At 64.8% G+C, this 22,526-nt stretch carries 15 protein-coding genes and 2 tRNA genes; 14 read left to right on the top strand and 3 right to left on the bottom strand.

The features are described from left to right. On the top strand, positions 1–1,296 hold the full coding sequence (locus N7333_RS11035; RefSeq protein WP_011920842.1) for an adenylosuccinate synthase: 1,296 nt from the start codon (positions 1–3) through the stop codon (positions 1,294–1,296). 208 nt (positions 1,297–1,504) lie between these two features. Then, entirely contained in the window at positions 1,505–3,439 is a 1,935-nt protein-coding gene (locus N7333_RS11030) for a methyl-accepting chemotaxis protein (RefSeq protein ID WP_011920843.1), read from the top strand. 111 nt (positions 3,440–3,550) lie between these two features. Here the strand turns inward: N7333_RS11030 and N7333_RS11025 are convergent. Then, a tRNA-Leu gene (locus N7333_RS11025) sits at positions 3,551–3,637 on the bottom strand. Positions 3,638–3,719: 82 nt separating this feature from the next. Then, positions 3,720–3,806: transfer RNA gene (locus N7333_RS11020), tRNA-Leu, on the bottom strand. Between the two features lie 208 nt (positions 3,807–4,014). Here N7333_RS11020 and rnr point away from each other — a divergent pair. From rnr to alr, 8 genes are all read left to right on the top strand, one after another. Continuing rightward, positions 4,015–6,501, top strand: coding sequence for a ribonuclease R (gene rnr, locus N7333_RS11015; protein ID WP_011920844.1), 2,487 nt, complete (start codon positions 4,015–4,017; stop codon positions 6,499–6,501). After that, on the top strand, positions 6,498–7,250 hold the full coding sequence (gene rlmB / locus N7333_RS11010) for a 23S rRNA (guanosine(2251)-2'-O)-methyltransferase RlmB (RefSeq protein WP_129484218.1): 753 nt from the start codon (positions 6,498–6,500) through the stop codon (positions 7,248–7,250). Before rnr ends, rlmB begins: the two co-directional genes overlap by 4 nt. A 175-nt stretch (positions 7,251–7,425) precedes the next feature. Further along, a complete protein-coding gene (rpsF, locus tag N7333_RS11005) occupies positions 7,426–7,848 on the top strand; it encodes a 30S ribosomal protein S6 (RefSeq protein WP_003246846.1) in 423 nt (140 codons plus the stop codon). A gap of 28 nt (positions 7,849–7,876) precedes the next feature. Further along, the gene (gene rpsR / locus N7333_RS11000; RefSeq protein ID WP_003246847.1) at positions 7,877–8,107 is read left to right on the top strand and encodes a 30S ribosomal protein S18; all 231 of its coding nucleotides are present in this window, start codon (positions 7,877–7,879) and stop codon (positions 8,105–8,107) included. Between the two features lie 36 nt (positions 8,108–8,143). Further along, positions 8,144–9,037, top strand: a complete 894-nt coding sequence (locus tag N7333_RS10995; RefSeq protein ID WP_003246848.1) for a hypothetical protein — start codon at positions 8,144–8,146, stop codon at positions 9,035–9,037. 21 nt (positions 9,038–9,058) lie between these two features. Beyond that, positions 9,059–9,505: a 50S ribosomal protein L9 gene (rplI, locus tag N7333_RS10990; RefSeq protein WP_003246849.1), complete on the top strand. Its 447-nt coding sequence runs from the start codon at positions 9,059–9,061 to the stop codon at positions 9,503–9,505. Positions 9,506–9,623: 118 nt separating this feature from the next. Next, entirely contained in the window at positions 9,624–11,018 is a 1,395-nt protein-coding gene (gene dnaB / locus N7333_RS10985) for a replicative DNA helicase (protein WP_003246850.1), read from the top strand. A 77-nt stretch (positions 11,019–11,095) separates the two neighbouring features. Next, on the top strand, positions 11,096–12,172 hold the full coding sequence (gene alr / locus N7333_RS10980; protein ID WP_129482787.1) for an alanine racemase: 1,077 nt from the start codon (positions 11,096–11,098) through the stop codon (positions 12,170–12,172). A 22-nt stretch (positions 12,173–12,194) separates the two neighbouring features. On the opposite strand, the gene N7333_RS10975 is transcribed toward alr, so the two are convergent. After that, positions 12,195–14,078, bottom strand: coding sequence for a diguanylate cyclase (locus N7333_RS10975; protein ID WP_129482788.1), 1,884 nt, complete (start codon positions 14,076–14,078; stop codon positions 12,195–12,197). A 199-nt stretch (positions 14,079–14,277) separates the two neighbouring features. On the opposite strand from N7333_RS10975, the gene N7333_RS10970 reads away from it, so the two are divergent. From N7333_RS10970 to N7333_RS10955, 4 genes are all read left to right on the top strand, one after another. Then, on the top strand, positions 14,278–16,554 hold the full coding sequence (locus N7333_RS10970) for a YgiQ family radical SAM protein (RefSeq protein ID WP_003246853.1): 2,277 nt from the start codon (positions 14,278–14,280) through the stop codon (positions 16,552–16,554). A gap of 117 nt (positions 16,555–16,671) precedes the next feature. After that, positions 16,672–17,919, top strand: a complete 1,248-nt coding sequence (locus N7333_RS10965) for a parallel beta-helix domain-containing protein (RefSeq protein WP_011920849.1) — start codon at positions 16,672–16,674, stop codon at positions 17,917–17,919. Next, a complete protein-coding gene (locus N7333_RS10960) occupies positions 17,916–19,022 on the top strand; it encodes an SO2930 family diheme c-type cytochrome (RefSeq protein ID WP_129482789.1) in 1,107 nt (368 codons plus the stop codon). Before N7333_RS10965 ends, N7333_RS10960 begins: the two co-directional genes overlap by 4 nt. A 187-nt stretch (positions 19,023–19,209) precedes the next feature. After that, positions 19,210–22,503 (top strand): transglutaminase family protein, encoded by a 3,294-nt coding sequence (locus tag N7333_RS10955; RefSeq protein ID WP_129482790.1) that lies wholly within the window; start codon positions 19,210–19,212, stop codon positions 22,501–22,503. Positions 22,504–22,526 lie beyond the last annotated feature (23 nt).

Here is a 22,526-nt window from a genome sequence, read left to right as displayed (position 1 = left end):
ATGGGTAAGAATGTCGTCGTCCTGGGCACCCAGTGGGGTGATGAGGGCAAGGGCAAGATCGTCGACCTGCTCACCGAGCAGGCCGCTGCCGTAGTGCGTTATCAGGGTGGCCACAACGCCGGCCACACCCTGGTGATCGACGGTGAAAAGACCGTGCTGCACCTGATTCCGTCCGGCATCCTGCGTGAGGGTGTCGAGTGCCTGATCGGCAACGGCGTGGTCGTCGCGCCCGACGCCCTGCTGCGCGAGATCACCAAGCTGGAAGAGAAGGGCGTGCCGGTGCGTCAGCGCCTGCGCATCAGCCCTGCCTGCCCGCTGATCCTGTCCTACCACGTGGCGCTGGACCAGGCGCGCGAGAAGGCCCGTGGCGATGCCAAGATCGGCACCACCGGCCGTGGTATCGGCCCGGCCTACGAAGACAAGGTCGCGCGTCGCGGCCTGCGCGTCGGTGACCTGTTCCACCGCGAGCGTTTTGCCGCCAAGCTCGGCGAGCTGCTGGACTATCACAACTTCCAGCTGGTCAACTTCTACAAGGAACCGGCCATCGACTTCCAGAAGACTCTGGACGAGTGCATGGAGTACGCCGAGCTGCTCAAGCCGATGATGGCCGATGTCACTGCCGTGCTGCATGACCTGCGTCGTGAAGGCAAGGACATCATGTTCGAAGGCGCCCAGGGCTCGCTGCTGGACATCGACCATGGCACCTACCCCTACGTCACCAGCTCCAACACCACTGCCGGCGGTATCGCCACCGGTTCGGGTTTCGGTCCGCTGTACCTGAACTACATCCTCGGTATCACCAAGGCCTACACCACCCGCGTCGGCTCCGGCCCGTTCCCCACCGAGCTGTTCGATGACGTCGGCGCCTTCCTGGCCAAGCGTGGTCACGAGTTCGGTGCCACCACCGGTCGTGCCCGTCGTTGTGGCTGGTTCGATGCCGTGATCCTGCGTCGCGCCATCGAGATCAACAGCATCTCCGGCCTGTGCCTGACCAAGCTGGATGTACTCGACGGCCTGGAAACCATCCGCATTTGCACCGGTTACAAGGACGCCAACGGCCAGGTGCTGGTCGATGCGCCGACCGATGCCGACAGCTACCTCGGTCTGCAGCCGGTGTACGAGGAAATGCCGGGCTGGAGCGAGTCCACCCTGGGCGCCAAGACCCTGGAAGACCTGCCGGCGGCGGCTCGCGCCTACATCAAGCGCGTGGAAGAGCTGGTCGGTGCGCCGATCGACATCATCTCCACCGGCCCGGACCGCAACGAGACCATCGTGCTGCGTCATCCGTTTGCCTGATCGCCACCGTGCTGAAAAGCCGCCTTCGGGCGGCTTTTTTGTGGCCTGCGCTTGGCGGAGCCAGGAGAGCCGTTTGCATCCATGCTGCGGATTGCTCGTTTGGCTGATCGCTGTTTTTCGCCTCGGCGTTGGGCATGCGCCTTGCTTGTGCTCAATAAATCCCGGAAGTCGCCGTTATAGCTGTTACGGTCGTTGAGGAGTGTTCCCAGTGTTCGCCATCGTTTCCATGCTGCGCAGCCGTCTGCTGCGCCCGGTGTTCGTTGCCCTTGGTCTGGCCATGTTGGTGCAGGTCGGCCTGGCCGTATGGCTGATGCGCGCCTCGGTCGATGGCATGGTCGAGGATCTGGCGCAGCGCCTGGGTGGTGAAAGTCGCCGTCTGGGTGAGGAGCTGGGCGCTGCCGAGCGTGAGATGAGTCAGGGATTGTCCGCGCTGGCCAGCAGCACGCGCTCGCGACTGGGCGAGGGGCTTTCCAGCCAGCTGAAGAGTGAGCAGGCGCAATTGCGCGTGGTGCTCGAAGGCAATCTCAAGCAATCCGGCCAGGCCCTGGCGCAACTGCTCGCCGGTGTTGCGCCCAAGTCCATCTGGGATCTCGATATCCCGGCGCTCACCGCCCTGACTCGTATCGCCCAGCAGGATCCGGCGGTGCTCTTCGCCATCATCTATGACGCCGAGGGCAAGCGTCTGACGCGCAATTTCAATCGCAGCAGCGCGCAGGTACGTGAGCTGATCGCGGCCGGGGAGGGGGATTCGCCACTCGACAAACTGGTCGATGCCGCCTCGCGCAGTCCGCGGGTCTATCTGGTCGAGGCCGACATCAACCCCATGGGGGCGCAAATCGGCAAGGTGCAGATGGGCCTTTCCCTGGATGTGGTCGAGCGCGAGCTGGCGGCGCTGGACGGGCGCTTCGGGGCCTTGGTCAATGGCGCGGGCGAGTTGGTGGACAGCAGTCTGGCCGGCGCTTCCGAGGAGGCGACGCGGGCGCTGCGTGAGCGCCTGCAGTCGGCCGAGCGCTACACCCAGGAAATGGCACGCAATGGCGGTGAGTCGGTGCGCGTGGCGGCCGATTCGCTGCGCTGGAACATCGCCCTGGGGTTGCTGCTGGTCGGTGCGTTGGCGCTGGTAGCGGTGGCCCTGGTGCTGGGTTGGCGCGTGCTCAGTCGCCTGCGCCTGCTCAGTGCGGCGCTCAACGACCTGGCGGCGGGTGAGGGTGATCTGACCCGGCGCGTGAGTATCGACAGCCAGGACGAAGTGGGCGAGATGGCCGATGCGGTCAATCGCTTCATCGCCAAGCTGCAGCCGATCGTGCGTGAGTCCGGTGAGGTGGCGCTGCGCACCAGTGAGCAGATTCGCAGCCTGACCCAGCGCGGTGTGGCGGCCGAGGCGGCTGCTGGGCGCCAGCGTGACGAGGTGGCCGGCAGTCTGCAGGCGCTGGAGCAGATGGCCGACGAGGCGCAGGCGGAAAGCCAGGCCATGCAGGAGGCGCTGCAGCGTGTCGATACCATTCGCCAGGCGGCGCACGAGAATGCGGTCATCGCCCAGCGCCTGTCGGCTCTGATCGAGGGGCTGGTGGCGCGAGTGGCGGACGGCTCGGCGGTGATCGAGCGGCTGGCCAAGCAGAGCGAGCAGATCGAAGTGGTGCTGACGGTGATCCAGTCGATTGCCGAGCAGACCAACCTGCTCGCGCTCAATGCCGCCATCGAGGCGGCGCGCGCCGGCGAGAGCGGTCGTGGTTTCGCCGTGGTGGCTGATGAGGTTCGAGCCTTGGCGAGCAAGACCCAGCAATCGACCGGGGATATCCAGACCCATATTGCGGCATTGCAGCGTGGCGCGCAGGAGGCCGTGGCGGCCATCGCCCAGGCCGGTGCGCAGGGCAGTGAGGGGCTGGAGGTGCTGCGCGACAGTGCGCGCCTGCAGCAGTCGGTGCAGCTATCGGTGGACGAGGTGCATGGCGCAATCAACGCCGCGACTCAGGCCGCGGCGCATCAGGCCGAGGGCGCGGGAGCGGTGCGCGGGCGTGTGGAGATCATCCATGCCGAAGCGCAGCATGCCGCCGAAGCGGTGGCGGCGATTGCCGGCAATGCGCGGGCCCTGGACGAGCTGGCGGCGCAACTCAAGGCCAGTCTGGGGCAGTTCCGGGTGTAGGGTGCGCCGTGCGCACCTCGCTGGCCTGCTGCTGAGCTCATGGTGCGCACGGCGCACCGGCGTTTTGCAGGCAATAAAAAACCGAGTCATCTGACTCGGTTTTTTGAAATTTGGTGCCCAGGAGAAGACTCGAACTTCCACGGTGTTGCCACCACTGATACCTGAAACCAGCGCGTCTACCAATTCCGCCACCTGGGCACACTGCAATGTTCGTCGTTGCCGACACGGAGCGTTGCATCCGTTATTTGCAAAGCGGGTTATCAAGCCACTTCACGAAATTTGGTGCCCAGGAGAAGACTCGAACTTCCACGGTGTTGCCACCACTGATACCTGAAACCAGCGCGTCTACCAATTCCGCCACCTGGGCACTGAAAACGATGAATCATCATCGGCTTCGTGTTACAACGTCTGCTCGACGCTGTGGGCGCGAACTATACGGGCGGGCATTTACCTTGTAAACCCCTGACCCCAAAAAAATTATTGTCACGGGAAAAGCTGCCGCGAATGCCTTTTTCGCGCTTCAATAGACGTATGGCATACAACCTTTATACATAAGCATAGGTAATCCCTTTTACATGGCCGATTGGCAATCCCTCGATCCCGAGGCCGCCCGCGAGGCGGAAAAATACGACAACCCCATCCCTAGCCGCGAACTGATTCTGGCCCACCTGGCCGAACGGGGTTCGCCCGCCAGCCGCGAGCAGCTGGTCGAGGAATTCGGCCTCGACACCGAGGACCAGCTCGAGGCGCTGCGCCGCCGTCTGCGCGCCATGGAGCGCGATGGCCAACTGATCTATACCCGCCGCGGCACCTACGCGCCGGTGGACAAGCTCGACCTGATCTGCGGTCGCATCAGCGGTCACCGCGACGGCTTCGGCTTCCTCGTGCCGGATGACGGCAGCGACGATCTGTTCCTCAGCCCGGCGCAGATGCGCCTGGTATTCGATGGCGACCGCGCCCTGGTGCGTGTGGCCGGTCTCGACCGTCGCGGCCGCCGTGAAGGCGGCATCGTCGAAGTGATCAGCCGTGCCCACGAGAGCATCGTCGGCCGCTACTACGAGGAAAGCGGTATCGGCTTCGTGGTGGCCGACAACCCGAAGATCCAGCAGGAAGTGCTGGTCACGCCGGGACGCACCGCCGGCGCGCGCATCGGCCAGTTCGTCGAGATCAAGATCACCCACTGGCCGACCCAGCGCTTCCAGCCGCAGGGCGACATCGTCGAGGTGATCGGCAACTACATGGCGCCGGGCATGGAGATCGACGTGGCGCTGCGCAGCTACGACATTCCGCATGTCTGGCCCGAGGCGGTGATCAAGGAGGCGCGCAAGCTCAAGCCCGAGGTGGAGGAGAAGGACAAGGAGAAGCGCATCGACCTGCGGCACCTGCCTTTCGTCACCATCGATGGCGAGGACGCTCGCGACTTCGACGACGCCGTGTACTGCGAGAAGAACAGCAGTCGCTGGAAGCTGTTCTCCGGTGGCTGGAAACTCTACGTGGCCATCGCCGACGTGTCGCACTACGTCAAGGCCGGCTCCGCCCTGGATGCCGAAGCCACCGAACGCGGCAACTCGGTGTACTTCCCCGAGCGCGTCGTGCCGATGCTGCCGGAGGAGTTGTCCAACGGTCTGTGCTCGCTCAACCCGCACGTCGATCGGCTGGCCATGGTCTGTGAAATGACCATGTCCAAGAGCGGCCAGATGGTCGACTACAAGTTCTACGAGGCGGTGATCCATTCCCACGCGCGCCTGACCTACAACAAGGTCAGCCTGATGCTGGAAGATCCCAAGAGCAGCGAGGGCAAGTCCCTGCGCAGCGAGTACAAGGAGGTTCTGCCGCACCTCAACCAGCTCTATGCGCTTTACCAGGTGCTGGTGGCCGCTCGTCACGAGCGTGGCGCCATCGACTTCGAGACGCAGGAGACGCGCATCATCTTCGGCACCGATCGCAAGATCGACGAGATCCGCCCGACCCAGCGCAACGATGCGCACAAGCTGATCGAGGAATGCATGCTGGCGGCCAACGTCGCCACCGCGCGCTTCATGCAGGATCACGACATTCCGTCGCTGTATCGCGTGCATGATGGTCCGCCGCCGGAGCGTCTGGAGAAGCTCAAGGCCTTCCTCGGTGAGCTGGGGCTGTCGCTGCAGCGTGGCAAGTCCAAGGACGGTCCGACGCCCAAGGATTACCAGCGCCTGCTGGAAAGCATCCGCGAACGCCCGGATTTCCACCTGATCCAGACCGTGATGCTGCGCTCGCTGAGCCAGGCGGTATACAGCGCGCAGAACGAGGGCCACTTCGGTCTCAACTACGAGGCCTATACCCACTTCACCTCGCCGATCCGTCGCTACCCCGACCTGCTGGTGCACCGCGCCATTCGCAGCGTGATCCGCTCCAAGCGTGAAACCAAGCACGTGGAGCGCGCTGGCGCGGCGAGCATGCCCAAGGCGCGCATCTATCCGTACGACGAGGCGACCCTGGAAAAACTCGGCGAGCAATGCTCGATGACCGAGCGCCGCGCCGACGAAGCGACGCGCGACGTGGTCAACTGGCTCAAGTGCGAGTTCATGCAGGATCGCGTCGGCGAGACCTTCGCCGGTGTGATCACCGCAGTGACCGGCTTCGGCATCTTCGTCGAGCTGCGCGACATCTACGTCGAGGGCCTGGTGCATGTCACCGCGCTGCCGGCCGATTACTACCACTTCGATCCGGTCCATCATCGCCTGTCCGGCGAGCGCAGCGGCCGCAGCTTCCGCCTTGGCGACAGCGTCGAGGTCAAGGTGATGCGCGTCGATCTGGACGAGCGCAAGATCGACTTCGAACTGAGCCAGGGCAAGACCGACAAGGGCGATGATGCGCGCCGTGGCGGCAAGCCGAGCGGCATGGGCAATACCGACGTGCAGAAAAGCCGTGAGGTGAAGAAGGCCCTGCTCGACAGCGCCAAGAAGAGCGGCGGCAAGGCGCCGGCGAAGAAAACGTCCAGCCATCGCAAGGGCGCGCCTGCGCCCAAGGCCAAGGCCGAGACAAGCGGTAGCAAGCCGAGCAAGCGTAAGGCGAAACGATGAGTCAGTTGGAAAAGGTCTACGGTGTGCATGCCGTGGAGGCGTTGCTGCGCCACCATCCCAAGCGGGTCAAGCAGCTGTGGCTGGCCGAGAGCCGTCAGGCGCCGCGTATCCAGCCGATGCTGGAGCTGGCGGCGCAGCACCGCGTGCCGGTCGGGCACAAGGAACGCCAGGAGCTGGACGAATGGGCCGAGGGCGTGCACCAGGGCGTGGTCGCCGAGGTCAGCCCGAGCCAGGTCTGGGGTGAGAACATGCTCGACGAGCTGCTCGAGCGCAGCGAGGGCGTACCCCTGCTGCTGGTGCTGGACGGCGTGACCGATCCGCACAACCTCGGCGCCTGTCTGCGCACTGCCGATGCCGCGGGGGCGCAGGCGGTCATCGTGCCCAAGGACAAATCCGCCACCCTCAACGCCACCGTACGCAAGGTGGCGTGCGGCGCGGCGGAGGTGATTCCGCTGGTGGCGGTGACCAACCTGGCACGCACCCTGGAAAAGCTGCAGAAGAAGGGCCTGTGGGTGGTCGGCACCGCTGGTGAGGCCGAGCAGGAGCTGTACCAGCTCGACATGACCGGCCCGACGGTGCTGGTCATGGGCGCGGAGGGCAAGGGCATGCGTCGCCTGACCCGCGAGCATTGCGATTACCTGGTCAAGCTGCCCATGGGCGGCAGCGTCAGCAGCCTCAACGTCTCGGTCGCCACCGGCGTCTGCCTGTTCGAGGCGGTGCGTCAGCGTCAGGCCAGGGGCAAGGGCTGACTGCTCAAATAATCGCCAATTCGCCTTGCGTGCGGCAGGGGGCTTCTCTAGAATGGCGCCCCTTGCCGTAACGGCAGGCCTTTTTGCGCCTACCGCCCGGCAAGCTCATCACGAGAAAAACCCACTCCTTGCCTGACCACCTTAGTTGGCAGGCTACAACCCGTAAGGAGCATTTATGCGTCATTACGAAATCATCTTCCTGGTTCACCCGGACCAGAGCGAGCAAGTCGGCGGCATGGTCGAGCGTTACACCAAGCTGATCGAAGAAGACGGTGGCAAGATTCACCGCCTGGAAGACTGGGGCCGTCGTCAGCTGGCTTACGCCATCAACAACGTCCACAAAGCCCACTACGTGATGCTCAACGTAGAGTGCACCGGCAAGGCCCTGGCCGAGCTGGAAGACAACTTCCGCTACAACGACGCCGTGATCCGTAACCTGGTCATCCGTCGCGACGAGGCCGTCACTGGCCAGTCCGAGATGCTGAAGGCCGAAGAAAACCGCAGTGAGCGCCGCGAGCGTCGTGAACGTCCTGAAAACGCCGAGTCCAACGACGGCGATGACAGCGACAGCAACGACAGCGACAACGCTGACGAGTAATCCACGGATCTATTGAGGAGCCAATCACATGGCACGTTTCTTCCGTCGTCGTAAATTCTGCCGCTTCACCGCTGAAGACGTGAAAGAGATCGATTTCAAAGATCTCAACACCCTGAAAGCCTACATCTCGGAAACCGGCAAGATCGTTCCCAGCCGTATCACCGGTACCAAGGCTCGTTATCAGCGTCAGCTGGCCACCGCTATCAAGCGCGCCCGCTTCCTGGCCCTGCTGCCCTACACCGACAGCCACGGCCGCTGAGATCGGATAGTCGACAAGCGTTAAGGAATAGATCGCATGCGCGCCCTGGCTGAATACATCATGCGCGGCCGTATGCAGGCCACCCTCGTGGTGGTGGGATCGGCAGCGATGCCGCTGTTGTTCTGGTTGAGTGCCGCCGCCGGCAGCCTGGTGCTGTTGCGGCGCGGAGCCAGCGATGCCATGGGCATCCTGGCCTGGGCCATGCTGCCGGCGATAGCCTGGTGGTACTTCGGCGAACCGCGCACCCTGCTGGTGCTGGTCGGTGCGCTGAGCCTGGCGTTGTTGTTGCGCGCCAGTTGGACCTGGAACCGCATACTGCTGTGCAGTGTGGCGCTGGGCCTGGTGTATGGAGTGGTCCTCGGGGCGGTGTTCCGCGAACCCATCGCGGCCATGGCCGGCGAGCTGCAGAAGCTCTTGCCGACCATGTTCGATGGGGCTCACCAGCAGTTGTCGGTGGGTGAACGCGAGCGTCTCGAGGCCCTGATCGCACCGGTGCTGACCGGATTGCTGGCGGCCTTGCTGCAGATCCTGAGCTTGCTGAGCCTGATTCTTGGGCGTTACTGGCAGGCCGTGTTGTACAACCCAGGCGGTTTCGGTCGCGAGTTTCGCGCCCTGAGACTGTCGCTGCCGCAGGCCTTGTTGCTGCTGGCGGGCATGATGCTAGGCCCCAATCTGGGGCCGCAGTTGGCCATGCTCACGCCGCTGTGCAGTGTGCCTTTGCTGTTCGCCGGGATCGCCCTGGTGCACGGCCTGGTGGAAAAGGGAGGGCTCGCTCGCTTCTGGCTGGTGGGCATGTACATCACGCTCCTGCTGTTCATGCAGCTGATCTATCCGCTACTGGTGGTCCTGGCCATCGTCGACAGTCTGTTTGATTTTCGCGGTCGCCTGGCGCGCAAGAACGGCCCGGGCTCTGCGAACGGTGAAGGTTAAAAGTTAAGAGGTAAGACCCAAATGGAAGTCATCCTGCTGGAAAAAATCGCCAATCTGGGCAACCTGGGCGACAAAGTGAACGTCAAGGCCGGTTACGGCCGTAACTTCCTGCTGCCGCAGGGCAAGGCCACCGCTGCTACCGCTGAAAACGTAGCTGCGTTCGAAGCCCGCCGCGCCGAGCTGGAAAAACTGGCTGCCGAGAAGAAAGCTTCCGCCGAAGCTCGCGCTGCCCAACTGGCTGAGCTGGAAGTCACCATCACCGCCACCGCTGGCGATGAAGGCAAGCTGTTCGGTTCGATCGGTACCCACGACATCGCTGACGCCCTGACCGCCTCCGGCGTTGAAGTGGCCAAGGCCGAAGTTCGTCTGCCCAACGGTACTATCCGTCAGGTCGGCGAGTACGACGTTGCACTGCACCTGCACACCGACGTCGAAGCCACCGTCAAGGTGATCGTGGTCGCTGCCTAACTCGCAGCCGCCAAGCGGACTTGCGCTCAGGTGCGGGTCTGCTGACAATCGGGCACGGCATCGCTTCGGCGATCCGTGCCCGTTGTTTTTTCTACTGCAGTAATAATTCCCCGAGCCTATGAACGACATCAGCATCCCCGAGCAATACGACCTGCAGACCGCTGCCCTGAAAGTGCCGCCGCACTCCATCGAGGCGGAGCAGGCGGTGCTGGGTGGCCTGATGCTGGACAACAACGCCTGGGAACGCGTGCTCGACGCCGTATCCGATGGCGATTTTTATCGCCATGACCATCGCCTGATCTTTCGCGCCATCTACAAGCTGGCCGAACGCAACGCGCCGTTCGACGTCGTCACCCTGTCCGAACAGCTGGACAAGGAAGGGCAGCTTTCGCAGGTCGGCGGCCTGGCCTATCTGGGCGAGCTGGCCAAGAACACGCCGTCGGTAGCCAACATCAAGGCCTATGCGCAGATCATTCGCGAGCGCGCCACGCTGCGCCAGCTGATCGGCATCAGCAACGAGATCGCCGACAGCGCCTATGCGCCGGAAGGCCGTACCGGCGAGGAAATCCTCGACGAGGCCGAGCGCAAGATTTTCGAGATCGCCGAGGCGCGCCCCAAGACAGGCGGCCCGGTGGGCATCAACGACATCCTGGTCAAGGCCATCGACCGTATCGACCAGCTGTTCAACAACGGTGACGCGATCACCGGTCTGTCCACCGGCTTCGATGATCTGGATGGCAAGACCAGCGGCCTGCAGCCGGCCGATCTGGTGATCGTCGCCGGTCGTCCGTCGATGGGTAAGACCACCTTCGCCATGAACCTGGTGGAAAACGCCCTGATGCGCAGCGACAAGGCGATCCTCGTCTACTCGCTGGAAATGCCCTCGGAATCCATCGTGATTCGTATGCTGGCGTCCCTGGGGCGCATCGACCAGACCAAGGTGCGTGCCGGTCAGCTCGACGACGACGACTGGCCGCGTCTGACCAGCGCGGTCAACCTGCTCAACGACCGCAAGCTGTTTATCGACGATACCGCGGGCATCTCGCCGAGCGAGATGCGCGCGCGTACGCGGCGCCTGGCGCGCGAGCATGGCGAGATCGGCCTGATCATGGTCGACTACCTGCAGCTGATGCAGATTCCCGGCTCCAGCGGCGACAGCCGGGTCAACGAGATTTCCGAGATCTCGCGCTCGCTCAAGGCCCTGGCCAAGGAATTCAACTGCCCGGTCATCGCGCTGTCGCAGCTCAACCGCTCGCTGGAGCAGCGCCCCAACAAGCGCCCGGTGAACTCGGACCTGCGTGAATCCGGAGCGATCGAGCAGGACGCCGACATCATCATGTTCGTCTACCGCGACGAGGTCTATCACCCGGAGACCGAGTACAAGGGCGTGGCCGAGATCATCATCGGCAAGCAGCGTAACGGCCCCATCGGCACCGTGCGTCTGGCCTTCCTCGGCAAGTATTCGCGTTTCGAGAACCTGGCGCCGGGCAGCTATCAGTTCGAGGACGAATAACGGCAGCTGATCCTGCTCAATGAAAACGGGCGCCCAGCGGTTAAGATGGGCGCCCGTTTTTCGTTCAGGCTTCCCTCATGCGTCCGCTTGCCGCCATCGTCGATCTCTCCGCCATCGCCCACAACTACGCCGTGGCCAAGCGCTGCGCGCCGGGGCGCCAGGCGTTCGCAGTGGTCAAGGCCAATGCCTACGGGCATGGCGTACGCGAGGTGGTCACCGCGTTGCACGAGGTAGCCGACGGCTTTGCCGTGGCCAGCCTGGAGGAAGCCGCCGAGGTGCGCGCCATGCACGGCGAAGCGCGCATCCTGCTGCTCGAGGGTTGCTTCGAGGCCAGCGAGTACGCCATCGCCGCGCAGCTTGGCCTGGATCTGGTGGTGCAGAGCGCGGCGCAGGCAGACGCGTTGCTCGCCAGTGAGCCGGCGCGCCCGCTCAACGTCTGGCTCAAGCTGGACTCCGGCATGCATCGCCTGGGTTTCGACGCGGCCAGTCTGCGCCAGTGGCATGCACGGCTCGAGATGGCCGAGCAGGTGGCCGAGCTCAATCTGCTCAGCCACTTCGCCTGCGCCGACGAGCGCGGTCATCCGCTCACGGAACTACAGGTCGAACGCTTTCTCGATCTGCTGGATCTGGATTTCAATCATCGCTCGCTGGCCAACTCGGCTGCGGTGCTGACCATTCCGGCCGCCCACATGGACTGGCTGCGCCCCGGCATCATGCTCTACGGCGCCACGCCTTTCGCCGACTTCAGTGCGCGCGAGCTTGGCCTGAAGCCGGCCATGACCCTGGCGGCGCGGGTGATCGCCGTGCGCGAGGTGGCGGTCGGAGAAAGTGTCGGTTACGGCGCGGCCTGGGTAGCCGAGCGGCCCTCGCGTATCGCCACGGTCAGTTGCGGCTATGCCGACGGCTATCCGCGCCACGCACCCAGCGGCACGCCGGTGCTGGTCGACGGGCAGCGCGCGCCGTTGGCCGGCAGAGTATCGATGGACATGCTGACGGTGGATATCACCGATCTGCCCGAGGTGGGTATCGATTCGTCGGTGGAGCTGTGGGGCGCGCAACTGCCGGTGGACGAGGTGGCGCATGCCAGCGGCACCATCGGCTACGAGCTGCTGACCAAGGTCACCGCGCGCGTGCCGCGGCGCTATATCGGCTAGCGCCGCGTTGGCCCGGCGGGGATCACGCCAGCCCGCTGGGTACCTTCAGTACATCGAGCTGCAGGCAGGCCTGCTCGCTCAGCTCGCCGTCTTCGCCGTGCACGCGTGAGCCGGAGCGCCCCAGCTCCTTGACCCGGTACAGCGCCTGATCGGCGGCCTTGTACAGCCCGGTGAAGTTTTTGGCATGGCGCGGATAGAGCGCTGCACCGATGCTGATGGTCACGCGCAGGCGCTCGGCGCCGTAGTGCACCGGTTCGGACAGCTCGGCCAGCAGGCGCGCGGCGATCTCGCGGGCCTGGGTTTCGGCATCGCTGCCGCCAATCAGGGCGGCGAACTCGTCGCCGCCCAGGCGCGCAACCGCATCGCCAGCGCGCACGTGCTCGCGCAGGCGCTTGGCGATCACCTGCAGCATCATGTCGCCAGCGGCGTGGCCAAAGCGGTCGTTGATCGGTTTGAAATGATCCAGATCGATCAGCAGCAGCGCCACGCTCTCGCCGTGGCGTTCGGCATGCGCCAGGGCCGATTCGCAGCGCTCGACCAGATAGCGCCGGTTGGGCAGCTCGGTAAGCGGGTCATTGAAGGCCGCATGCTCCAGCTCGCGTTCGCGCTGGCACAGGCGCTCGTTCGCGGCCGCCAGTTCGGCGGTGCGTAAGTTGACCGCTGCCTGCAGTTCGTCGGCGCTGGCCTGAATCTGGGCAAGACGTGCCGTTTTCTCTCGATCAGCCTGGAGCAAGGCTTCCGCCTTTTCCTGTTTGAGCATTTGAATTCGATAGGCGAGGGCGAACGAAAACAGAATGGTTTCTGCCGCGACCGAGATAGGGAATAGGTAGGCGGTGAAGTTGTTCGGTTCGATCAGGCCAGCAGCCCGCATTACCAGAACCAGCGTACTGGCGAGTACCGCGCCGTAGCCGAGCAGGTAGAAGCGGGCCGGGAAGAAGCCCTGGCGCACGCGAACAATGGCGCTGAACAGTGCAGAAGGGACGGTAACGATAGGCGTCAGTGCAATGATCATGGCGCCTTCGGCGCGATGGCCTAGGGCGTTGATGACGATGGCGATCACGTACAGGATGCAGCCGGCGTTGAGCAGGCGATGTGGCCAGATCAGGCCGTGCCGGGTGAACAGCAGCTCCTGGGTGAAGCGCATGACGAAGATCCCCCACAGCGATGGCAGGGTAATGCGATCCAGCCAGAAAGGTACTGGACTGCCGGGCCAGAGGTACTGAAAGCCGTGGCCGGTCATGCTGAGGATGAACACCAGCACGCTGCCGGTGGCTAGGACGTACCACAGGTAGGCTTTGTCGCGCAGTGCGATCAGGATGAACAGGTTGTACAGCAACAGCGCAAAGATGACGCCATAGATCAGGCCGTAGCCCAGATTCTCGTGGCTTGCCAGCTGTTGCAGATCGGCAAGTTGCCAAACCTTGAGCGGAAATGAATTGCCCGCCGGGTCAAGGCTGCGGAAGTAGAGCGTCAGTGGTTGCTCGGTCAGCTCCGGCAGCTTGAACAGCATGCGCCGGTACGGATGGTCGCGACCTTGTGCATAGGGCACCGCGGTGCCGGTTGGGCGCTCTACCCAGCCACCCTGCCCATCAGGGAGGTAGAGATGCAGGCGATAAATCGTGATCCCTGCATTCTCCAGCCACCACTGCGCGGGCGCATCGCTGCCGCGTTGCAGGGTGACCTTGATCCACCAGGGGTGACGGCTCTGGCCAACGGTGGCGCGGCCTTCGGCCGGCTTGAAGAGAGCCTGCACAGCAGGGTCGGCCATGTCGCCGATTTGCAGCCTGCCGCCTACGTCTTCCAGAAGCTCTACGCTGTCGTTCAGCAGCATACCGCTGCTGTCTGCACGCAGTGTTATGGAGGCGGCAAAGACCCAACTGCAGCAGCAGGTCAGGAACAAGACCATCAGTCCCTTACAAAGAGAACGCCCCACCTGCTCACCCCTTGTATCAAGCCGTCTGGTAGCGGCCTAGATTGGCTTATCGGCGGCAGTATAGCTATTTGCTAGCTATGTGATCACAAAGGCGGGGATTTTGGCTGGCGCGAGTTGATCACTTTTTATGCTACTATCCGCGCCCCTCGAGAAAGCCCGTTGATCAAAAAATATGCAAGCCGCCAAGCCGCTGTTCGACTATCCCAAGTACTGGGCCGAGTGTTTCGGGCCTGCGCCCTTCCTGCCGATGAGTCGGGAAGAGATGGATCAGCTCGGCTGGGACAGCTGCGACATCATCATCGTTACCGGTGATGCCTACGTCGATCACCCCTCGTTCGGCATGGCCATCATCGGTCGCCTGCTCGAGGCTCAGGGCTTCCGGGTCGGCATCATTGCCCAGCCGGACTGGCGCAGCAAAGACGACTTCATGAAGCTCGGCGAGCCGAACCTGTTCTTCGGCGTGGCGGCCGGCAACATGGACTCGATGATCAACCGCTACACCGCGGACAAGAAGATCCGTTCCGACGACGCCTACACTCCCGGCGGTCTGGCCGGCAAGCGCCCCGACCGCGCCAGCCTGGTCTACAGCCAGCGCTGCAAGGAGGCCTATACCCACGTGCCGGTAATCCTCGGCGGCATCGAGGCCTCCCTGCGCCGTATCGCCCACTACGACTACTGGCAGGACAAGGTGCGCCGTTCGATCCTGATGGACGCCACCGCCGACATCCTGCTCTACGGCAACGCCGAGCGCGCCGTGGTGGAAATCGCCCAGCGTCTGTCGCGGGGCGAGAAGGTCGAAGCCATCACCGATGTACGCGGCACCGCGTTCATTCGCCGCGACACTCCCGAGGGCTGGTTCGAGGTCGACTCGACCCGTATCGACCGCCCCGGCCGCGTCGACAAGATCATCAACCCCTACGTCAACACCCAGGACATGGAAGCCTGCGCCATCGAGCAGGCCAAGGGGCCGGTCGAAGACCCCAACGAAGCCAAGGTGGTGCAGATTCTCGAAAGCCCGCGCATGACCCGCGACAAGACGGTGATCCGTCTGCCGTCGTTCGAAAAGGTGCGCAACGACCCGGTGCTCTACGCCCACGCCAACCGCGTGCTGCACCTGGAAACCAACCCGGGCAACGCCCGCGCGCTGGTGCAGAAGCATGGCGAGGTGGACGTGTGGTTCAACCCGCCACCCATTCCCATGACCACCGAGGAAATGGACTACGTGTTCGGCATGCCCTACGCGCGCGTGCCGCACCCGGCGTATGGCAAGGAGAAGATCCCGGCCTACGAGATGATCCGTTTCTCGGTGAACATCATGCGTGGCTGCTTCGGCGGCTGCACCTTCTGCTCGATCACCGAGCACGAGGGCCGCATCATCCAGAACCGTTCGCACGAGTCGATCATCCGCGAGATCGAGGAAATGCGCGACAAGGTGCCGGGCTTCACCGGCGTGGTCTCCGACCTCGGCGGGCCGACCGCCAACATGTACCGCATCGCCTGCAAGGACCCGGAGATCGAGAAACACTGCCGCAAGCCGTCGTGCGTGTTCCCCGGTATCTGCGAGAACCTCAATACCGATCACTCCTCCCTGATCGAGCTGTACCGCAAGGCGCGTGCGCTGCCAGGGGTGAAGAAGATCCTGATCGCTTCCGGTCTGCGCTATGACCTGGCGGTGGAGTCGCCGGAGTACGTCAAGGAACTGGTTACCCACCACGTCGGCGGTTATCTCAAGATCGCGCCGGAGCACACCGAGCGTGGCCCGTTGGACAAGATGATGAAGCCGGGCATCGGCAGCTACGACCGCTTCAAGCAGATGTTCGAGAAGTACTCGAAGGAGGCGGGCAAGGAGCAGTACCTGATCCCGTACTTCATCGCCGCGCACCCGGGCACCACCGACGAGGACATGATGAACCTCGCCCTGTGGCTCAAGCGCAACGGTTTCCGCGCCGACCAGGTGCAGGCCTTCTACCCCTCGCCGATGGCCACCGCCACGGCCATGTATCACTCGGGCAAGAACCCGCTGCGCAAGGTCACTTACAAGAGCGATGGCGTGACCATCGTCAAGAGCGAGCAGCAGCGCCGCCTGCACAAGGCCTTCCTGCGTTATCACGACCCGAAAGGCTGGCCAATGCTGCGTGAGGCGCTGGAGCGCATGGGCCGCAGTGATCTGATCGGCAATGGCAAGCACCATCTGATTCCCACCTACCAGCCGCAGACCGACGAGTATCAGAGCGCTCGGCGCAAGAACTCGACGCCGGCCGGCAGCAAGAAGGTGGGCAAGGTGCTGACCCAGCACAACGGCCTGCCACCGCGTGCCAGCGATGGGGGCAAACCCTGGGACAAGCGCGAGCAGGCCAAGGCGGCGGCTTTCGCCAAGCTGCAGGAGCAGAAGAAGGGCGGCAAGCCGGGCGGCGGGAAGAAGAAGCCCAGGCCGGTCGCGCCGCGCTGAAGGAGAACGCCAGCCTAGTGCTGGCGTTTTCTTGTCTGGCGGTCGATTCGGGCAGCTCTTGGTTTTTGTCTTAATTGGTACTAAGGTGCCAATTAAACAAGAATACTGGAGCCCGCCATGCGCACCGCCGTCCTCTCTCTGCTCGCGCTGCCCCTGCTGCTGACCGCATGCGGGGATTCCGAAGCGCCGCCCGTCGCCAACCTCGATTTTCAGAAACAGCTGCAGACCCAGCTGATCAAGGCCAAGCCCGGTGAGGTGATCGAAATTCCTGCCGGGACCTGGCAGCTCGACCGCAGTCTCAGCCTCAAGGTCAGCGGGGTGACCCTCAAGGGCGCCGGGATGGACAAGACCATCCTCAACTTCAAGGGCCAGAAGTCCGGTGCCGAAGGCCTGCTGGTGGACGCGTCCGACTTCACCATCGAGGACCTGGCGCTGGAGGACACCAAGGGCGATGCGCTCAAGGTGGTCGGCGGCAGGAACATCATCATCCGCCGCGTGCGCACCGAGTGGACCAACGGTCCGGCCACCGAGAACGGTGCCTACGGCATCTACCCGGTGCAGACCGAGAACGTGCTGGTCGATGGCGTGGTGGCCATAGGCGCCTCGGACGCCGGTATCTACGTCGGTCAGTCGCGCAACGTGGTGGTGCGCAACAGCCGTGCCGAGCGCAACGTCGCCGGCATCGAGATCGAGAACACCATCGGTGCCGACGTCTACGACAACGTCGCCACCGGCAATACCGGCGGCATCCTGGTGTTCAACATGCCCAACCTGCCGCAGCCGGGGCACACCACGCGGGTCTACCGCAACAGGGTCGAGGGCAACAACCACAAGAACTTCGGGCACAAGGGCACGCCGGTGGCGAGCATCCCGGCCGGCTCCGGCGTGGTGATCAACTCCAACGACAAGGTGGAGATCTTCGACAACGACATCGGCGAGCACCGCACCGCCAACGTCATCGTCAGCAGTTACTTCAGTACCGGCTACACCGATCTCTCCACCGAGGCGGATTTCGATCCCTACCCGGAGGCCATTCATATCCATGGCAACCGTTTCGGCCCGGGTGGCGACAGCCCCGACAACCTCGAACTGAAGGCGCTGAAACTGGCCAAGTTCGGGCTCAACGGCCGCCTGCCCGACATCCTCTGGGATGGCTACGTCAACCCGGACAAGCTGGTGGATGGCAGGCTGCCGGCCGAACTGGCGATCTGCATCGACAATGGCGAGGCCGGCATCGTCAACGTCGACGGTCCCGGCGGCTACAAGAACATCAGCACCGACATGACGCCGCATCGCTGCGAGTTGCCGCGCCTGCCCGCGGTCGAACTGCAGGCGGCGCTGGCCGAGGCGGGTGAGGAGGCATGAGAGCCGGCTGGCTGTTGCTCGCCACCCTGTTGCTCGGCGCCTGCGAGCAGCAGCGCGCGCCCCTGTACCTGCCCAGTGGCGAGGACTATCCCGACAAGCTCAGCGCCTGGGGTGTATTGCAGCAACGCGGCGGCCAGCTGCAGCCGGCCGCCGGCGTGCTGCCCTACGACCTCAACACGCCACTGTTCACCGACTACGCGCACAAGCTGCGCACCGTCTGGCTGCCCGCGGGCCGCAGTGCGCAATACGCCGAGGCGCAATTCGACTACCCCGTCGGCACCGTGCTGAGCAAGACCTTCTACTACCCGCGCGATGCCCAGGGCCGGCTGCTGCGCAGCGAGCAGCACGGCGTCGAGGCGCTGCAGCTCGATCGGGTACGGCTGCTGGAGACGCGTATCCTGCTGCGCCAGGAGCAGGGCTGGGTGGCCTTGCCCTACGTCTGGGACGAGGCCCAGGGCGACGCCACCCTGGACTGGGCCGGCACCAGTTTCGACCTGCAGCTGCAGGATGCGACTGGCGAGGTACTGGCGGTGGACTATCAGGTGCCGGACGCCAACCAGTGCGCCGGTTGCCATGAACAGCAGGCGGGCAAGGGCGTGCAGCCGCTGGGGCCGAAGGCGCGGCACCTGAACAAGGATTACGCCTATGCCGATGGCACGGTCAATCAGCTGCAGCGCTGGCAGGCCGACGGGCTGCTGCAGGGCGTGCCGGCCGACCTGGCCGGGGTACCGCGCAATGCACTGTGGGGCGCACCGCGTGAAGGGGAGGGCCTGGAACATCAGGCGCGCAGCTATCTGGACGCCAACTGCTCGCACTGTCACAACCCTGAGGGGCCTGGGCGCACCTCCGGGCTGTATCTCGACCCGGCTACGCCCCTTGGCATCGCCTATGGGCTCTGCAAGCAGCCGGTGGCCGCGGGCAAGGGCTCCGGCGACCGCCTGGTGGACATTCACCCCGGCGCGCCGGAAAAGTCGGTGCTGAGCTTCCGTCTGCACAGCACCGACCCCAGCATCATGATGCCCGAACTGGGCCGCTCCACCTCCCACCGCGAAGGCCTGGAGGTGATCGATCGCTGGATCGCCAGTCTCGACGGCGAATGTTGAAGTCCGCACGCATATAGTCATCAGGGTCGCTGGCGCCTGCTCTATAGTTGTGCGTCCATTTGACCCTGGTGCGGGCTGTGCCCCGATAAGGGGCCTGCCGGGCGCGGCACGCTGGAGAACCAGCGGGTTGTCTCTGGCATAAGTCTTGCGCGGCACAGGGTATCGTCCAGGCTAGCAGGAGGCCGCCGTGTCGATTCATGTCGCGCTGCATCACGTCACCCACTACCGCTACGACCGCGCGGTCAACCTCGGGCCGCAGGTCGTGCGCCTGCGCCCGGCACCGCACAGCCGCACGCGCATCCTCTCCTACGCCCTGAAGGTGGAGCCGGGCCAGCACTTCATCAACTGGCAACAGGACCCGCAGGGCAACTACCTGGCGCGCCTGGTGTTTCCCGAGAAGACCCGCGAATTCAAGGTCGAGGTGGACCTGGTCGCCGAGATGGCGGTGTTCAACCCCTTCGATTTCTTCCTCGAACCCTATGCCGAGCGCATTCCCTTCGCCTACACCGAGGGCGAGCAGCGCGAGCTGGCGCCGTACCTGGTCAAGCTGCCGGCCACGCCGCTGTTCGCCGAGTACCTGGCCGGCATCGAGCGCACGCCCAGGCCCAGCGTCGATTTCCTGGTGGAGCTGAACCAGCGCCTGTCGGCCGACATCCGCTACCTGATCCGCATGGAGCCGGGCGTGCAGACGCCGGAGCAGTCGCTGCAGCTGGCCTCCGGTTCCTGCCGCGATTCGGCCTGGCTGCTGGTGCAGCTGCTGCGTCATCTGGGACTGGCGGCGCGCTTCGTTTCCGGCTACCTGATCCAGCTCACTGCTGACGTCAAATCCCTCGACGGCCCCAGCGGCACCGACAAGGACTTCACCGACCTGCACGCCTGGTGCGAGGTGTATCTGCCCGGCGCCGGCTGGATCGGCCTCGACCCGACCAGCGGCCTGTTCGCCGGTGAAGGCCATATCCCCTTGGCCTGCAGCCCGGAGCCGTCTTCAGCGGCGCCGATCACCGGCGGGCTGGACGAGTGCGAGGTGACGTTCGAGCACCTGATGAGCGTGGAGCGCGTGTGGGAGGCGCCGCGCGTCACCAAGCCCTACAGCGAGGCGCAGTGGCAGGCGATCCAGGCGCTGGGGCGACGCATCGACGATGACCTGAGCAAGCACGACGTGCGCCTGACCATGGGCGGCGAGCCGACCTTCGTCGCCCTCGACTATCCCGATGACGACGAGTGGAATACCGCCGCGCTGGGGCCGAACAAGCGCCGCCTGGCCGCCGACCTGTTCCATCGCCTGCGCGAGCACTACGCCCCCAATGCGCTGGTGCATTTCGGTCAGGGCAAGTGGTACCCGGGCGAGCAGTTGCCGCGCTGGTCGCTGAACTGCTTCTGGCGCCGCGACGGCGAGCCGCTGTGGCATGACCCCAAGCTGCTAGCCGACGAGAAGCGCGGCTACGGTGCCAGCGCCGACACCGCCGCGCGTTTTCTCGCCGCGCTGGCGGCGCGTCTGGATGTGGACGCCGGCAACGTCTTCCCGGCCTATGAGGACTGGTTCTACTACCTGTGGCGCGAGCGCAAGCTGCCGGACAACGTCACCCCGGACGACCCGCGTCTGAGCGACCCGCTGGAGCGCGAGCGCCTGCGCAAGGTGTTCGATCAGGGCCTCGACGCCGTGGTCGGCCACGTCCTGCCGCTGGCGCGCCAGGTGGTGGGCGAGGGCTGGCAGAGCGGGCGCTGGTTCCTGCGCGACGAGCATTGCCGCCTGCTGCCAGGCGACTCGCCGCTGGGCTACCGTCTGCCGCTGGATTCGCTGCCCTGGGTGAGCCAGGCCGACTACCCCTACATCAATCCGCTCGATCCCAGTCAGGCGTTGCCGCCGTTGCCCAGCCCGGCGCAGATCCAGCGCCAGTTGCGCGGCGTCTGGCGCGGCGCCAGTGCCGGCCCGCAAAGCGTGCGTCCGGCCTGCGGGCAGTCGGCTGCCGGCATCGTGCGCACCGCGCTGTGCGCCGAGCCGCGCGAGGGCCGCTTGTACCTGTTCATGCCGCCGCTGGCGCATCTGGAGGACTACCTGGAGCTGGTCGCGGCCATCGAGGCCGTGGCTGCCGAGCTGAACTGCCCGGTGCTGCTGGAAGGCTACGAGCCACCGCTGGACCCGCGCCTGCTGCACTTTCGCGTCACCCCCGACCCCGGCGTGATCGAGATGAACATCCACCCGGCCGCCAGCTGGGACGAGCTGGTCGAGCGCTGCGAATTCCTCTACGAGGCGGCGCGTCAGTCGCGCCTGTCCAGCGAGAAATTCATGATCGACGGGCGTCACACCGGCACCGGCGGCGGCAACCATTTCGTCCTCGGCGGTGCGACACCGGGCGACTCGCCTTTCCTGCGCCGCCCCGACCTGCTGCGCAGTCTGATCAGCTACTGGCACAACCACCCGTCGCTGTCCTACCTGTTCAGCGGCCTGTTTATCGGCCCGACCTCGCAGGCGCCACGCGTGGACGAGGCGCGTAACGACGCCCTGTACGAGCTGGAAATCGCCTTCGCGCAGATGCCCGAGCCGGGCCGCGACTGCCCGCCCTGGCTGGTCGACCGATTGCTGCGCAACCTGCTGGTGGACGTCACCGGCAACACTCACCGCGCCGAGTTCTGCATCGACAAGCTGTACTCGCCGGACTCGGCCAGCGGTCGCCTCGGCCTGCTCGAACTGCGCGCCTTCGAGATGCCGCCGCACGCGCAGATGAGCCTGGCTCAGCAACTGCTGCTGCGCGCGCTGATCGCGCGGTTCTGGCAGGAACCCTACCGCCCGGCCAGGCTGGTGCGCTGGGGCACCGAGCTGCACGATCGCTTCCTCCTGCCGCACTTCGTCGAGCAGGACTTCGCCGATGTGCTGCAGGAGCTGTCGGCCTTCGGCTATCCGCTGCGCGCCGAGTGGTTCGCCCCGCACCTGGAGTTCCGTTTTCCCAAGGCCGGCGACTTCGCGGTCAAGGGCATCGACCTGGAGCTGCGCCAGGCCCTGGAACCCTGGCACGTGCTGGGCGAGGAGGGCGCCATCGGCGGTACTGTGCGTTACGTCGACTCGTCGCTGGAGCGTATGCAGGTGAAGGTGAACGGCATGGCGCCGGATCGCTACGTGCTGACCTGCAACGGCGTGCCGGTGCCGCTGCGACCGACCGGCAAGGTCGGCGAGTTCGTCGGCGGCGTGCGCTTCCGTGCCTGGCAGCCGGCCAGCTGTCTGCAGCCGACCATCGGCGTGCACGCGCCGCTGGTGTTCGACCTCGTCGATACCTGGATGCAGCGCTCGCTGGGCGGTTGCCAGTACCACGTGGCGCATCCGGGCGGGCGCAACTACGACAGCCTGCCGGTCAACGCCTACGAGGCCGAGAGCCGGCGCCTGGCGCGCTTCTTCCGCCTGGGCCACAGCCCGGGCAAGCGCCCCGTCATGCAGCCGATAGACAATAATGAACTGCCGATGACCCTGGATCTGCGTCGTAGTTGATCCAGCGCCCCGTAGGAGCCGGC

Origin of the sequence: Pseudomonas sp. GD04158 (assembly GCF_029834875.1) — a bacterium.
Classification (GTDB): Bacteria; Pseudomonadota; Gammaproteobacteria; order Pseudomonadales; family Pseudomonadaceae; genus Aquipseudomonas; species Aquipseudomonas hydrolytica.
Note: the sequence above shows the minus strand (reverse complement) of the source record. Positions and strands in the feature narration are given on the sequence as shown.